Below are 13,395 nucleotides of genomic sequence, written 5' to 3'. Positions count from 1 at the left end.
AACAAGAACAAGAACAGGAATGCCGACCGATGAAGCGCGAACTCGCTGTCCCCGGTATCGCGTACGGGGGCGACTACAACCCCGAGCAGTGGCCCGAGGAGGTCTGGGCCGAGGACATGCGGCTGATGCGCGAGGCCGGGGTCACCATGGTGAGCGTCGGCATCTTCTCCTGGGCGCTGCTCGAACCGGCCGAGGGCGTCCACGACTTCGGCCGCATGGACCGTCTCCTCGACCTGCTCCACGAGAACGGCATCGCCGCCGACCTCGCGACCCCGACGGCGGCGCCGCCCGCCTGGTTCTTCCGCGCCCACCCCGAGGCGCTCCCGGTGGACAAGGACGGGCGCCGGCTGTCGTACGGTAGCCGGCAGACGTTTTGTCCGTCGAGCCCCGCCTACCGGGAGGCCGCGCTGCGGATCGCGGGCGCGCTGGCGGAGCGGTACGCCGGCCACCCGGCGGTCGCGATGTGGCACGTCCACAACGAGTACGGCTGCCACAACCCCGCCTGCTACTGCGACGAGAGCGCGGAGTCCTTCCGCCGCTGGCTGCGGGCACGGTACGGGGACGACCTGGCGGCGCTGAACCACGCCTGGGGCACCACCTTCTGGAGCCAGTGGTACTACGACTGGGACGAGATCATCCCGCCCCGCGCGACCGGCGCGGTCCCCAACCCCACCCACCAGCTGGACTGGCGCCGCTTCTGCTCCGACGAACTGCTGGCGCTGTACAAGGCGGAGAGGGACGTGCTGAGGGCGGCGGCCCCCGCCCTGCCGGCCACCACCAACTTCATGGTGATGTACAACTTCGACGCCCTGGACTACTGGCGCTGGGCCCCGGAGCTGGACGTCGTCGCGAACGACCACTACCTGCGCTCGACCGACCCCGAGTCGGAGATCGACATCGCGCTGAGCGGCGATCTGATGCGGTCGCTCGCGGGCGGTCCCTGGTTCCTGATGGAGCACTCCACGGGCGCGGTGAACTGGCAGCCGGTCAACAGGGCCAAGACGGCAGGGGAGTTGCGCCGCAATGCCCTCTCCCATGTCGCCCACGGCGCGGACGGCATCGCGTACTTCCAGTGGCGGGCCGCGAAGGCGGGCGCGGAGCAGTGGCACTCGGCGATGCTTCCGCACGCCGGCACGGACAGCCAGATCTGGCGGGACGTGGTCCAACTGGGCGCGGATCTGCGGGCGTTGGCCGAGGTGCGCGGCAGCACGGGCACGGCTTCGGTGGCCATCGTCTGGGACTGGGACGCCCGTTGGGCCCTGGAACTCCCCTCCCAGCCGAACGGCGAACTCCGCTTCCAGGATCTCGTACGGGACTGGTACGAGCCGCTGTGGCGGTCGGGCGTCGCGGTGGACTTCGTACGGCCGGACGCGGAACTCGACGGATACCGGCTGGTGCTGGTCCCGAGCCTGTACCTGGTCGACGACGCGGGCGCGGCGAACCTCACCGGCTTCGCGGAGCGCGGGGGCACGCTGGCCGTCGGGTTCCACAGCGGTGCCGTGGACGCCAACTGCCATGTACGGCTCGGAGGTTACCCGGGCGCGTTCCGAGAGGTCCTCGGGGTGCGGGCGGACGAGCTGTTTCCCCTGCTGCCGGGGGAGTCGGTCGGGCTCGGCGACGGTGACGGCACGGGAACCCTCTGGTCGGAGCGGCTTCGGCTGGAGGGTGCGGGGGCGGAGGCGGTGCTGTCGTACACGGACGGTCCGTTGGCCGGGATCCCGGCGGTGACGCGCAACTCGGTCGGCGCGGGCGAGGGTTGGTACCTGGCGACCCGGCCGGACGCGTCGACGCTGGGTGCGCTGCTCGCCCGTATGTGCGCGGAGGCGGGTGTCGAGGGGGTGCGGGCGACTCCGGCGGGAGTGGAGGCTGTGGTGCGGCGGGGTGCCGACGCGGACTTCCTGTTCCTCATCGACCACGCCGGGAAGGGCGCCGAGGTCGCGGTGGCGGCGGGGGCGACCGAACTCCTCACCGGGGAAGCGTTGGCGGGCGGCTCGGTGCGGGTCGCGCCGGGCGGGGTGGCGGTCGTACGGGAGCCGCGTCCCTAGTTCGGACGCTCCAACGGGGTTGCGCCCATGCCCTCTTGATGAGGTGTCAGGTGGCTCATACGCTGCCCTCCTGGATCGTTGACCAGGGGGCAGGGTTGCAGGCCCTGCTGCACCATTCCCACCGCCGGGCCCGCCCTCGGGGATGGCCGAGGAGCTCAGGAGCACCGCGCGGAGCACGCCGGCGGTGCGGGCCCGCCGCAGGAACGGCGGCATGACCGCGGCCGGATCGGAGTCGCCGAGGGGCGGTACGAGGTGGACGCGGTCGACTCCGTCGAGAGCGGCGGCGTGGGTGGCGGGCTCGTACCAGCCGAAGGCGACCGGCTGCGCGCTGCCCGTGCCGTCCGCACTGAGGGCCGGGGTGGCGTGACGGCTTGGCGGCCTTGACGCGATGGCCGGCCGCTGTCAGCCGCGCGGCGGTGCGGCTGGGGGTGCCGCGGGAGAGGATGCGCACCCAGTTGGCGAACTTCACCGCCAGAGTCCTGGGTTCCGGCTCCCGAGAGGATTGACGGCCGGGGGCGGTCATGGCCGAGTGAGTCGGACGCAGCCGCGACGGCCACCCTCGCGCCTTCGTCCTCACTGCCGAACAGCTCCTACTCAGACCGGAGTTGAGTACGTGCGCGCATACCCGGCGCCTGCCGCGCGGCCAGGATTGGGGCAACGGCGCGGACAAGAGCGCCGGTGATCTCATCCAGCTGATCCTGTTAGGGGAATTTCTGATGGCGCGTCGTATCGTTCTGGCCGTTGCCGCCGGTGTTGTCGTCCTCGGTGGTGCCGGAGCCTTCGCCCTGGCCTACGCCGGGGAGCAGCCTCTGTCGGTGGCGCACGGCGCCGCCCGGTTCGCGGCCCCCGTCGGCGACCGCGACGGCTCGTTGACCTTCACCACCGACGTCACGGCGTCCTCCGGGGTAAAGGGCGTGAAGGTCCTGGCGTGGCCGGCGAGTTCGTCCTTCTTCGCCAAGCAGGGGCTGACCGCCAAGGACATGGCTTCCGTGGAGTCGGCCGTGTGCAAGCCGTCCGGTGGGGACACGGTGCGCTGCACCTACACGATCCCCGTCACCCGCGCCGACGTCGAGACGTCCGAACGGGGTGTGTGGCACGTCGCCGTCCTGGCCACCGCGAAGGACGGCGAGACGAAGCTGGTCACCAAGGCCGCCGACTTCACCGTCGCATGATCCGATGGGCAAGTGGGCGTGGCGCGTGCGCTCGCGTCTCAGGGGCCGAGGAAAGCGGGAAGTGATGTCGGTGAACGAGCCGTGGCGGATGTCGGTCGACGGCGAGGAGTTCGAGGTCAGCCAGCCGGACAACAGCCCCGGCACCTACCATTTCACCTGGCTGACCGGCCCCGACCCCGGGTACGGCTTCGGGTTCAGCACCCACCCTCCGGTGCAGGCCGACAGGGCTGAACTCGAGGAGTCCATCCGGGAGTTCCTCTCGCAGGTCGACCCCGGGACCGGACACATCGAGTGATCGACCGACGAAGGTGACCTGGGCGGAGGGAAGATGGGCGCATGAGCGAGGTCCTGCTCGCCGACCCCGAGCCCGCCCTACGTGTCCAGGACCCCGACCCCTTCGGGAACCCACTGACTCACCGAGCCCCTGGCGTCGCCCTGAGAAACCCCTCGTCCCTCCGGCCGACCAGCCGCCGAGGCCCGGCCGCTCGCAGTACGACGTCGAGTACGCTCTCCACCCGCGCCGCGTAACTGTGCGAGAACCAGGGCATGTTGGCCTCCACCACCGCCCACTGCTCACACCCGCCCCGGTCGGGATCCCGGACCAGGTCGACGTCGACGACGACCGCGCTCGGCAGGGAATCCCCCTCGACGGTGAGGAGTTGGTCCGCGAACCGGAGGACCTCCGACTCCCGCCCGTCCCCGTCCAGCGGCGCCGGATCGAGGCGCCCGTACACCGCGTACCGGCTGCCGGTCACCACCCGCCCGTCGAGCACGAACAGGCGGTACTCGACGGCGAACGTGACGATGTCCGACACCAGCACCGGCGTGTCCGGGCCCACGTCCTCCCCCGGACGGCCCGTACGGGGAAGCCGCGAACCGTCCGCATACACCCCCGCCGGGAACGACTTGGCGCTCGGCGGCTTGGCGAACACCGGGCGCCTGGTCCGCCACGCCTCCGCGAGCGTCGTCAGTTCCACGTGCCGTCCCGTGAACTCCTCCGGCAGCGCGGCGAGCCAGCCGTCGGACGGTTCCAGCAACCCGAGGCCGAGTGCGCCGGCGATCCGGTGGTCGTACGTCAGCGGACCCCCGTACCAGTGCACCGCCCGATCCCCCGAACCGGACAGCCCCGTCAAGGCCGGCGCATCGTCGAGCGACCGCACCTCCATCCCCCGGCCGGCCGCCGCCTCCGCGAGCAGCACCGTCGTACTGGTCCGCCGACCGGAAGTCAGGAACACCGGAGCCGGTTTTCCGTCGCCTCCCATGTCCCGCCCCCTGTGTCAGGTCCCGTCCCGGGACAGGTACTCCGTCACCCGCCCCACCCCCCAAACCTCACCGATCTTGTGCCGGATGTCGAACAGATTCGCCGCGTGCACCCCTGCGTCCCGGTCGCCCACCGCCTCCTCGACCACCACCGGGACGAACCCGTGCTGCATGGCGTCGAGCGCCGTCGCGCGTACGCAGCCGCTGGTCGTCAGGCCGGCGATGAGAAGGGTGTCGATGCGGTGGGAGGTGAGGTACGTGGACAGGGCGGTGCCGAAGAAGGCGCTCGGATACTGCTTCGTCACCGTCAACTCCGTTTCCCTCGGCGCCAGTCCGTCGATGAAGTCGGCGTACGGACTGCCCGCCACGAACGCCCGCAGGCTCGGCACCTTGCGGTAGAAGACGCCTCCGTCACTGCCGTCGGGGCGCAGCAGTACGCGCGTCACGATCACCGGGATCCCGGCCCGGCGGGCGACGGCCAGCAGCCCCCTCATCGCCTCGGCGGCGCCCTCCGCGCCCGCCCCCGCGTAGAGGGGGCAGGCCGGATCGACGTACGCCCGGGCCGGGTCCACGAGGAGCAGGGCGGGGGCGGTGCCGGGGGTCAGCCGGCCACCGAGACCGGCGCGTCGGTAGTCGTCCTCCGCGGCGCCCGCCCCACCGGTTCCCGGAACCGGAGTCACGCCGAACTCCCCCTCCCCGCGCGGGACTTCATCAGCGGCTGGATGCGCGTACCGAAGTTCTCCAGGCCCTCCAGGAAGTCGTCGAAGACCAGCATGATGCCCTTCGTGCCCGCCACCTCGGCGACCTCGTCGAGCATCCTCGCCACGCTCTCGTACGAGCCGACCAGCGTCCCCATGTTGAAGTTGACCGCGCCCTCGGGCAGCGCGATCGTCCGCGCCGTCGACGTTCCCGTGGACGTCGTGTCCGTGGCCGTCTCGCCCGCCATGTACGCCAGGGCCGCGTGGTCGGCGTTGTCGTGGTAGTCCTGCCACGTGGCCTGGGCCGCCTCGTCCGTCTCGGCCGCGATGATCATGAAGAGCGAGAGGGCTCCCACGTCCCGGCCCGTTCGCTCCGCCTCCTCCACCAGCGTCGCCGTGCTGCCCGCCAGCGCCGTCGGGGTGTTGACGCCGCTGCCCAGGATGAAGTTGTACTCCGCGTGCTCGGCGGCGAACTTCATGCCGGTGCCGCTCTGACCGGCCGCGACGATGTCGATGTGCCCGTCCGCCGGGCGCGGGGAGAGGACGCAGTCGTCCATCTCGTAGAACTCGCCCTTGAAGTTGCTGACGCCGTCGCGCCACAGGTCCTTCATCACGGTGACGTACTCGACGGCTCGCGCGTAGCGGTTGCCGAAGTGGTCGTCGCCGGGCCACAGGCCCATCTGGGAGTACTCGCCGGGGGCCCAGCCCGTCACGATGTTGATGCCGAACCGGCCCGGGGCGATCGAGTCGACCGTGACCGCCATGCGCGCGACGATCGCCGGGGGCAGGGCCAGGATCGGTGTCGAGGCGTAGAGCTTGATGCGGTCGGTGACCGCCGCCAGGCCCGCCATCAGCGTGAACGACTCCAGGTTGTGGTCCCAGAACTCCGTCTCGCCGCCGAAGCCCTTCAGCTTGATCATGGAGAGGGCGAAGTCCAGGCCGTGGGCCTCCGCCTTCTGCACGATGGCCTTGTTGAGGTCGAAGCTCGGCAGGTACTGGGGTGCGCTCTTCGAGATCAGCCAGCCGTTGTTGCCGATGGGGATGAAAACGCCGATGTCCATGCCGCTCCTTGGCGAGATCCTCTGGACGGATCCTCAGATGTGAAGTCCTCGACAGTCAGTTACGTTCAAATCTCAACTGTCCTTCAACGGGAGGCTACTTGGTCCCTATGACGGTGGAATGTCACACAACCTGCGCCGAGAGAACGGTTGTTGATGTCCCTGTGAGCCGGTGAAGGTGGCCGGAGGTGAACGTGAGATTCCTGCAAAGTCCTGCTTGAGACGCCATTCGAACGGTAAAACTTCAAGTATGAACGCACGGCTGGCACTGCTCGGCTCGGTGGACCCCGGTGTCGCGGAGAGCGAGGTCTTCCGGCTGGCCCTCCAGCACGCGGTGGCGGAGCTGGGAGCGCTCGGGGGAACGATCCACCTCCGGGGCCCCATGTCGGCCCTGCGGCTGGTGTCGGCCACCGGTCTGCCCACGGCTCTCACCGGCCCCTGGGAGATCATCGACCAGGAGGGCCCGCTGGCCCCCGCCCGTGCCCTGCACGAGGACAGTCACGACGGCCGTGGGGTGTGGATACCCGGGGTGGCGGCCGACCGCGCCGACCCCACGATCCCCATCTGCCCGTCCAGCGCGCCCATCCCGGGCAGCGGACTCGCCGCTGTGCCCGTCATCCGCCGTGACCGCAGCATCGGCGCCCTCACGGTCATCACCGGTGAGGGCCGTGAACCGACGTCCGCCCACTGGCGGTTCCTGCGGGCCGTCGTCGCCTGGGCGGAGGAACGCATGGTCCAGGCGCCGTTGCCGGCCGGTCCCGTGCACTCGGAGATGAGCGGTGACCGGCTCCGCCAGGCGCTGAAGGAGGTCCGCGTCGGGTCGTGGGACTGGCACATCGCGAGCGGTGAACTGATCTGGGACGAAGCCGCGATGGAGCTGTACGGCACCCGCCCCGAGGAGTACACCGCCCGCGTCGAGAACTGGATGCGCTGCGTCCACCCCGACGACCTCGGACCGACCCTCGCCCTCGTCGACCAGGCGATCCGCGGCCACTCGGTGTTCGAGGCCGAGTACCGCGTGCGAGGCCTGGACGGGACGTACGGCTGGCACCAGGCGCGCGGCCGGGCGACGTACGACGAGCACGGCGAGCCCCTGCGGCTGATCGGCATGGGCTGGGACAGCAACGAGTCACGGACCGCCCGGGACACGCTCAGCCGCGCCCTGCGGCACATGAGCGACGGGTTCCTCGCGGTCGACGACACCTGGCGGATCACCTTCGCCAACCTGGAGGCCGAACGCACCCTCGGTCTCTCCGAGGCGGAGCTGTTCGGGCAGGTCCTGTGGGACCTGCCGACCGTGCGGGAACTGCCCGACCTGGAGAGGCGCTGCCGGAAGGCCGCCGCCGAGGACAAGTCGGTCGGCTTCGACATACGCGTGCCCGGCACCGGTCGCCGCCACCACCTGCGACTGGTCCCGGGCCCCGACGGCCGCACCCTCTACCTCCAGGACGTCACCGAGAAGCGGCGGCACGAGGAGGAACGGCGGGCCGCGGAGTTCGACGCGTCCGAACGCGCCGCCCGTATCGCGGAGTTGACCGCCGCGCTCGCCAAGGCGACGACCTCGCGGGACGTCGTCGACGCGGTCGCCCGGCGCGTACTGCCGCCGTTCGCCGCCGCCGGCCTCATCGTCCAGACCATCGAGGACGACCGCCTGTGCACCGTCGGAGCCATCGGCTACGAGGACGGCTTCCTCGACCTGATCAGCGACGCCCCGCTGACGCCCGGCTTCCCCAGCTGTGACGTGATCGCCACCGAGACACCCGCCTTCTACTCGTCCGCGGCGGAGTTCACCGCCCACTATCCCGCGCTGGCCGACCTGCCCCGGAGCAGCGGCAAACACGCCTGGGCGTTCCTGCCGCTGACCGCCTCGGGCAACACCTTCGGCGTCTGTTCGGTCAGCTTCGACCGCCCGCGTGGTTTCACCGACGAGGAACGCACCCTCCTCACCACGATCAGCGCCCTCGTCGCCCAGGCCCTGGCCCGGGCCCGCCTCTACGACGACGAGCGCAGCCGCTCCCGCGAACTCCAACGCGCCCTGCTGCCGAGCGAGTTGCCCGACCTGCCGGCCTGCACGGCCGCCGCCCGCTACCTCCCGGCCGCCCAGGGCGTGGACGTCGGCGGCGACTGGTACGACATCATCCCGCTCTCCGGCGGCCAGGTCGCCCTCGTCGTCGGTGACGTCATGGGCCACGGTCTGCCCCAGGCGGCCACCATGGGCCGGCTGCGCACCGCCGTCCACACCCTCGCCGACCTCGAACTGCCCCCCGACGAGATCATGAGCCACCTCAACGACATCGTCGGCAACATGGGTGAGGAGTCGTACGTCACCTGCCTGTACGCCCTCTACGACTCCATCACCCAGACCTGTTCCATCACCCGCGCAGGCCATCCCCCGCCGGCGGTCGTCCACCCCGACGGCACGGTGTACTTCCCGGCCCTCACCGCCGACCCGCCCCTCGGCGCGGCCGAACCGCCCTTCGAGACCGTCGAGTTGAAGGTCCCCGAGGGCAGCCTGCTGGTGCTGTACACGGACGGTCTGGTCGAGTCGTCGAAGCGGGAGATCGACGAGGGCATGGGCCAACTGGCCCGTCTGTTAAGGGGAGCGTACGAGGCCGGTACGGAAGGGGACCTCGAAGGACTCTGCGACACGCTCACCGCGGGACTGCTCCCCGCCGAGCAGCCGAACGCGGACGACGCGGCTCTCCTCATCGCCCGTCTGCACGCCCTGACCGGCGACCGGGTCGCCTCCTGGCCGCTGCCCGAGGACCCGAGGGCGGCAGGCCAGGCCCGTCGCCATGTCCGCGAACAGCTCTCCGCCTGGGGCCTGGACGACCTCACGCCCACCACGGAGCTCCTGGCCAGCGAGCTGGTCGGCAACGTCGTACGGCACGCCAAGGGTCCCGTCCAACTCCGGCTGCTGCACGGCGCCGAGCTGATCTGTGAGGTCTTCGACGGCAGCCTGACGATGCCCCGTATCCGCCGGGCGACGGAGACGGACGAGGGTGGCCGGGGGCTGCAACTGATCACCGCGCTGTCCCAGCGGTGGGGGACGCGTTACACGCCGACCGGCAAGTGCATCTGGACGGAGCAGGCGCTCCAGCCTCCGGCGGGCGGGCAGGGTGAAGCGCCTGATGACGCGCTGGAGTTGATGTTTCTGAACTCCGGGGAGTTCGATGACCTTCCGGAGTTGCGAGGGCTCGGGGACCTGAACTAGGCCTTCACCGCGGGCCGGTGGGCGCTGGTCGCGCCCACGGCGCTGCGGTAGAGCCTAGTTCTGGTAGACCTTGTCCGTTCCCGGGCCGCCCGAGAGGGTGTCGCTGCCGGGGCCGCCGTGCAGGATGTCGTTGCCGCTGTTGCCGTAGAGGGTGTCGTTGCCGGCGTCGCCGTAGAGACGGTCGTTGCCCTTGCCGCCGTAGAGGAGGTCGGCGCCGGACTTTCCGTGCAGGACGTCGTTGCCGGCGTCGCCGTACAGCGCGTTCTCGTCCCCGTCCCCGTCCGCACCGCCGGTGAGCGAGTCGTTCCCCGCGCCGCCGTGGCACGCGGTCGAGCAGCCGGTGAGGACGTCGTTCCCGGCGCCGCCGTACGCTCCGAGGCCCCAGACTCCGCCCCCGCCGTTGAGCTGGTCACTGCCGTCCTGGCCGTAGAGCACGTCCCAACTGGTGCCCCGCAGAACGTCGTTGCCCTTGCCGCCGTAGATCGTGGCGTACGCGGTGTTGTCGGCGGCGATCGTCGCGGTGTCGTTGCCGTCGCCCAGATCGACGTCGTAGATGTCGGAGTCGTCGGAGCCCACCGGGATGCCGACCGCGCAGCGGGCGACCGTGTGGTCGGTCGCCGACGGGTACACGCACTCGTCGTTGTCCGCCGCGCTCTTGTCGATGGCGATGGGGGCGCGGTCCCGGAAGGTGAGGATGTAGTAGGCGTCGAACTCGTTCTCACGGATCTCCACCGTCATCGAGACCGTCAGCCGGTTGGCCTGGCCGGCGGCGCCGTTGTACCAGAGCTCGTCGGCGGTGTGGTGCAGCGAGCCCGCGTTCGGCGTGGCCGCCTGGGCGGCGGGGGCGGTGAGCGCGGCGGCGCCCAGGGCGAGGGTGAGGGTGAGTGCGGTGGTGGTGGCGGTGGCGATCCTTCTGTGTGTACGCATGCCGAGCAGCCCCTTCGCGGGAGTGGTGCCGTGGGTTCTGAACACCCGTTAGACAGCGGACCCGGGGCTGAGGTTGTGCTCCGAAGCGAACCCGCATCGCCGTTCGACCCTCGGGAAGAGGGGGCCGAGCGAGCCGGCGTGGCCCGGGGCCTGGTCCGCCCGGGCTTCGTGACCCTCCACCGCGTACGTCCTGTTCTGGCCGGTACGTACCGCGTCGCGTCCAGTGGTACGTACCGGTGACTGTCACCTATCCGGCCGTTCGGCTATCCGGCCAGGTCGTGAGGGCCGCGCGAACCGTGACCGGTCCCCCACGCCGGTCACGGCCCCGCTGGTGTGGCGGTCGGTGAGCGGCGGATCAGCAGCAACCGCCCGCGACGGACGGTTCCTTCGAGCCGGAACCGGAACCGGAACCGGGCTCGACCGGGCCGGCGCAGCAGGTGCTGCCCTGCTGCTTGGCCAGCGAGCCGGCGTCGGCCTTGACGACATAGACCTCCCAGGGTTCCTGGCCGGGGCCGTGGACCCAGACCTTGTCCTGGAGGGCGTAGCAACAGGTCGTGTCGTTCTCCACCTCGGTGGCCAGACCGGACTCGCCCAGGCGGGCGGTGGCGGCGTGGACGGCCTCGGTGCTCTCGACCTCGACTCCCAGGTGGTCCATGCGTGTTGCCTCGTCCGCGCTGCCCTCGAGGAGGACCAGCTTGAGCGGGGGTTCGGCGACGGCGAAGTTGGCGTAGCCGTCGCGGAGCTTGGCGGGCTCGGTACCGAAGAGCTTCGTGTAGAAGGCCACGGATGCGGCGAGATCGGGCACACGAAGGGCGAGCTGTACGCGGGACGTCATGGCGAACCTCCTTGGTTGGGCGGGGAGTTCAGCAGCCGCCGGACCGCTCGGCGGCGGGCGCGCCGGTGCTGGACGAGGCCACGGGCTTGCCCTTGCTTCGATGTCTGTCGATCCCCTGCGCTGCCAGCCTCCCACTTGTATCGATGAACGTCAACATAGACACTCATCGAATCAGTGGACGGACATCGGCCGGCCTGTCGCGGGCCCCTCCCGCCACTGATTCGATGTATGTCAACATAGATGCATGTCGAATGCGAAGGTGTTGCCGCTGCTCGATCCCGCCCTCGCCTCCGGAGAGGCCGCGGCGCCGTGCTGCCCGCCGCTGAGCGAGCGCCCGTTCACCGCCGACGAGGCCGAGACGGCCGCGCGGATGTTCAAGGCGCTCGGCGACCCGGTGCGGCTGCGGCTCTTCTCCGCCGTGGCCTCGCACGAGGGCGGCGAGGCGTGTGTCTGCGACATCTCCGACGTCGGCGTCTCCCAGCCGACGGTCTCCCACCACCTGAAGAAGCTCAGGGAGGCCGGTCTGCTCACCTCCGAGCGGCGCGGTACGTGGGTGTACTACCGGGTCGAGCCGTCGGTGCTGGCCGCGATGGGCAAGCTGCTGGCGACCACCTCGACCGGCGCCTGAGCGCGCGACCGGCGTACTCCGGAAGGCGGGGTTGCCGTCAGTCGCCGGGGTGAGCGAACTTCCGCCGCCAGGCCAGGGAGACGTAGACCAGGGCGACCAGGACCGGGACTTCGATGAGCGGGCCGACGACACCGGACAGCGCCTGACCGGAAGTGACGCCGAAGGTGGCGATGGCGACCGCGATGGCCAGCTCGAAGTTGTTGCCGGCCGCGGTGAAGGCGAGGGTGGCCGTGCGGTCGTAGGCCAGGCCGATGACCTTGCCGAGGGCGAAGGTGCCGAACCACATCACCGCGAAGTACACCAGCAGCGGCAGCGCGATACGGGCGACGTCGAGCGGCTGCGAGGTGATCGTCTTTCCCTGCAGGGCGAAGAGGAGGACGATCGTGAACAGCAGGCCGTAGAGCGCCCAGGGGCCGATCCTCGGAAGGAATCCGGACTCGTACTTCTCCCGGCCCAGCTTGCGCTCGCCGACACGGCGGGTGAGGAAGCCGGCCAGCAGTGGGACGCCGAGGAAGATGACGACGTTCAGGGCGATCCTCCACATGGAGATGTCGAGGTGCTCACCGTCGCCGAGGCCGAGCCGGCCCGGCAGCAGGTCGAGGTAGAACCAGCCCAGCAGACCGAACGCGATGACCTGGAAGACCGAGTTGAGGGCGACGAGCACGGCCGCCGCCTCGCGGTCGCCACAGGCCAGGTCGTTCCAGATGACGACCATGGCGATACAGCGGGCGAGACCGACGATGATCAGGCCGGTGCGGTACTCGGGCAGGTCCGGCAGGAAGATCCAGGCCAGCGCGAACATCACGGCCGGGCCGACGATCCAGTTGACGGCCAGCGACGAGACCATGAGCTTCTTGTCACCGGTGACGGCGTCGAGCTTGTCGTAACGGACCTTGGCCAGGACCGGATACATCATGATCAGCAGGCCGACGGCGATCGGCAGCGAGATGCCGCCGATCTCGATCTTGGCGAGGGCGTCGTTCAGGCCGGGGACGAGCCGGCCGAGGCCGAGCCCGAGGGCCATCGCGACGAGGATCCATACCGCCAGGAAGCGGTCGAGCGTAGACAGCTTCGCGACGACCGAGGGCTCCTCGGCGGTCGGGGTCGCTTCGGCGCGGGTCACGGGCAGGCTCTCTTCTTCCCGGCGGCGGCGCGTGCGGACTCGGCCAGGTCGGCGAACCGGCCGGCGAGTTGGGCGACGACGTCGGGGCGCAGCTTGTAGTACGTGTACCGGCCGCACGGCTCCGTCTCGACGAGACCGGCCTCGCGCAGCACCCTCAGATGGTTGGAGAGGTTGGTCTGCCGGGCACCGGTCTCCTCCACCAGGTGGGTGGTGCACAGCGTCTCCTGGGCGAGCAGGGTCACGATCCGGAGCCTGAGCGGGTCGGCCAGAACCCGGATCAGATCAGTGTCGACCGACGTCATCATGGGCTGATACTTTCACATCACTCTGTACTGATACCAGTGCGTGCTGATGTCAATCTGTGCTGACGTGAGCCTGTGCGCTGATGCGAGCCGGGCTGACGTCCGGGCCCCGCGAGAACCCTTGACGAAGACG

General features: G+C 70.3%; 12 protein-coding genes and 1 pseudogene. 5 read left to right on the top strand and 8 right to left on the bottom strand.

Going from position 1 to position 13,395, the window contains the following annotated elements:
- Window positions 1–29 precede the first annotated feature (29 nt).
- Window positions 30–2,045: a beta-galactosidase gene (locus tag ACW4TU_RS21440; RefSeq protein WP_457429782.1), complete on the top strand. Its 2,016-nt coding sequence runs from the start codon at window positions 30–32 to the stop codon at window positions 2,043–2,045.
- Between the two features lie 117 nt (window positions 2,046–2,162).
- On the opposite strand, the pseudogene ACW4TU_RS21435 reads toward ACW4TU_RS21440, so the two are convergent.
- A pseudogene (locus ACW4TU_RS21435) lies at window positions 2,163–2,520 on the bottom strand (hypothetical protein); the annotation flags it as partial.
- A 241-nt stretch (window positions 2,521–2,761) separates the two neighbouring features.
- Here ACW4TU_RS21435 and ACW4TU_RS21430 point away from each other — a divergent pair.
- Window positions 2,762–3,217: a DUF5707 domain-containing protein gene (locus tag ACW4TU_RS21430; protein ID WP_457429781.1), complete on the top strand. Its 456-nt coding sequence runs from the start codon at window positions 2,762–2,764 to the stop codon at window positions 3,215–3,217.
- Between the two features lie 64 nt (window positions 3,218–3,281).
- Window positions 3,282–3,512, top strand: coding sequence for a hypothetical protein (locus tag ACW4TU_RS21425; protein WP_457429780.1), 231 nt, complete (start codon window positions 3,282–3,284; stop codon window positions 3,510–3,512).
- 118 nt (window positions 3,513–3,630) lie between these two features.
- Here ACW4TU_RS21425 and ACW4TU_RS21420 read toward each other — a convergent pair whose 3' ends face one another.
- The 3 genes from ACW4TU_RS21420 to rutA are packed head-to-tail and all read right to left on the bottom strand — an operon-like array spanning window position 3,631 to window position 6,236.
- Window positions 3,631–4,479 carry an ATP-grasp domain-containing protein gene (locus tag ACW4TU_RS21420; RefSeq protein ID WP_457429779.1) on the bottom strand — a complete coding sequence of 283 codons (849 nt, stop codon included), beginning with the start codon at window positions 4,477–4,479 and terminating at the stop codon, window positions 3,631–3,633.
- Window positions 4,480–4,494: 15 nt separating this feature from the next.
- Window positions 4,495–5,157: an isochorismatase family protein gene (locus tag ACW4TU_RS21415; RefSeq protein WP_457429778.1), complete on the bottom strand. Its 663-nt coding sequence runs from the start codon at window positions 5,155–5,157 to the stop codon at window positions 4,495–4,497.
- Window positions 5,154–6,236, bottom strand: coding sequence for a pyrimidine utilization protein A (gene rutA / locus ACW4TU_RS21410; RefSeq protein ID WP_457429776.1), 1,083 nt, complete (start codon window positions 6,234–6,236; stop codon window positions 5,154–5,156). Before rutA ends, ACW4TU_RS21415 begins: the two co-directional genes overlap by 4 nt.
- A 247-nt stretch (window positions 6,237–6,483) precedes the next feature.
- Here rutA and ACW4TU_RS21405 point away from each other — a divergent pair, with 247 nt between their 5' ends.
- On the top strand, window positions 6,484–9,447 hold the full coding sequence (locus ACW4TU_RS21405; protein WP_457429774.1) for a SpoIIE family protein phosphatase: 2,964 nt from the start codon (window positions 6,484–6,486) through the stop codon (window positions 9,445–9,447).
- 54 nt (window positions 9,448–9,501) lie between these two features.
- Here ACW4TU_RS21405 and ACW4TU_RS21400 read toward each other — a convergent pair whose 3' ends face one another.
- Both ACW4TU_RS21400 and ACW4TU_RS21395 read right to left on the bottom strand, forming a co-directional pair.
- Window positions 9,502–10,374: a calcium-binding protein gene (locus ACW4TU_RS21400; RefSeq protein ID WP_457429772.1), complete on the bottom strand. Its 873-nt coding sequence runs from the start codon at window positions 10,372–10,374 to the stop codon at window positions 9,502–9,504.
- 355 nt (window positions 10,375–10,729) lie between these two features.
- Entirely contained in the window at window positions 10,730–11,209 is a 480-nt protein-coding gene (locus ACW4TU_RS21395) for an ArsI/CadI family heavy metal resistance metalloenzyme (protein ID WP_457429770.1), read from the bottom strand.
- Window positions 11,210–11,453: 244 nt separating this feature from the next.
- Here ACW4TU_RS21395 and ACW4TU_RS21390 point away from each other — a divergent pair, with 244 nt between their 5' ends.
- Window positions 11,454–11,837: an ArsR/SmtB family transcription factor gene (locus ACW4TU_RS21390; RefSeq protein ID WP_457429768.1), complete on the top strand. Its 384-nt coding sequence runs from the start codon at window positions 11,454–11,456 to the stop codon at window positions 11,835–11,837.
- Between the two features lie 37 nt (window positions 11,838–11,874).
- On the opposite strand, the gene arsB is transcribed toward ACW4TU_RS21390, so the two are convergent.
- Both arsB and ACW4TU_RS21380 read right to left on the bottom strand, forming a co-directional pair.
- A complete protein-coding gene (arsB, locus tag ACW4TU_RS21385; RefSeq protein WP_457429767.1) occupies window positions 11,875–12,960 on the bottom strand; it encodes an ACR3 family arsenite efflux transporter in 1,086 nt (361 codons plus the stop codon).
- Window positions 12,957–13,265, bottom strand: a complete 309-nt coding sequence (locus ACW4TU_RS21380; protein ID WP_457429765.1) for an ArsR/SmtB family transcription factor — start codon at window positions 13,263–13,265, stop codon at window positions 12,957–12,959. The genes arsB and ACW4TU_RS21380 overlap by 4 nt, the downstream gene beginning before the upstream one ends.
- Between the last annotated feature and the right edge of the window lie 130 nt (window positions 13,266–13,395).

It is taken from the genome of Streptomyces kryoterrae (genome assembly GCF_054072135.1).
The sequence above is the reverse complement of the archived record's forward strand: the minus strand, read 5'-3'. Positions and strand labels throughout refer to the sequence as shown.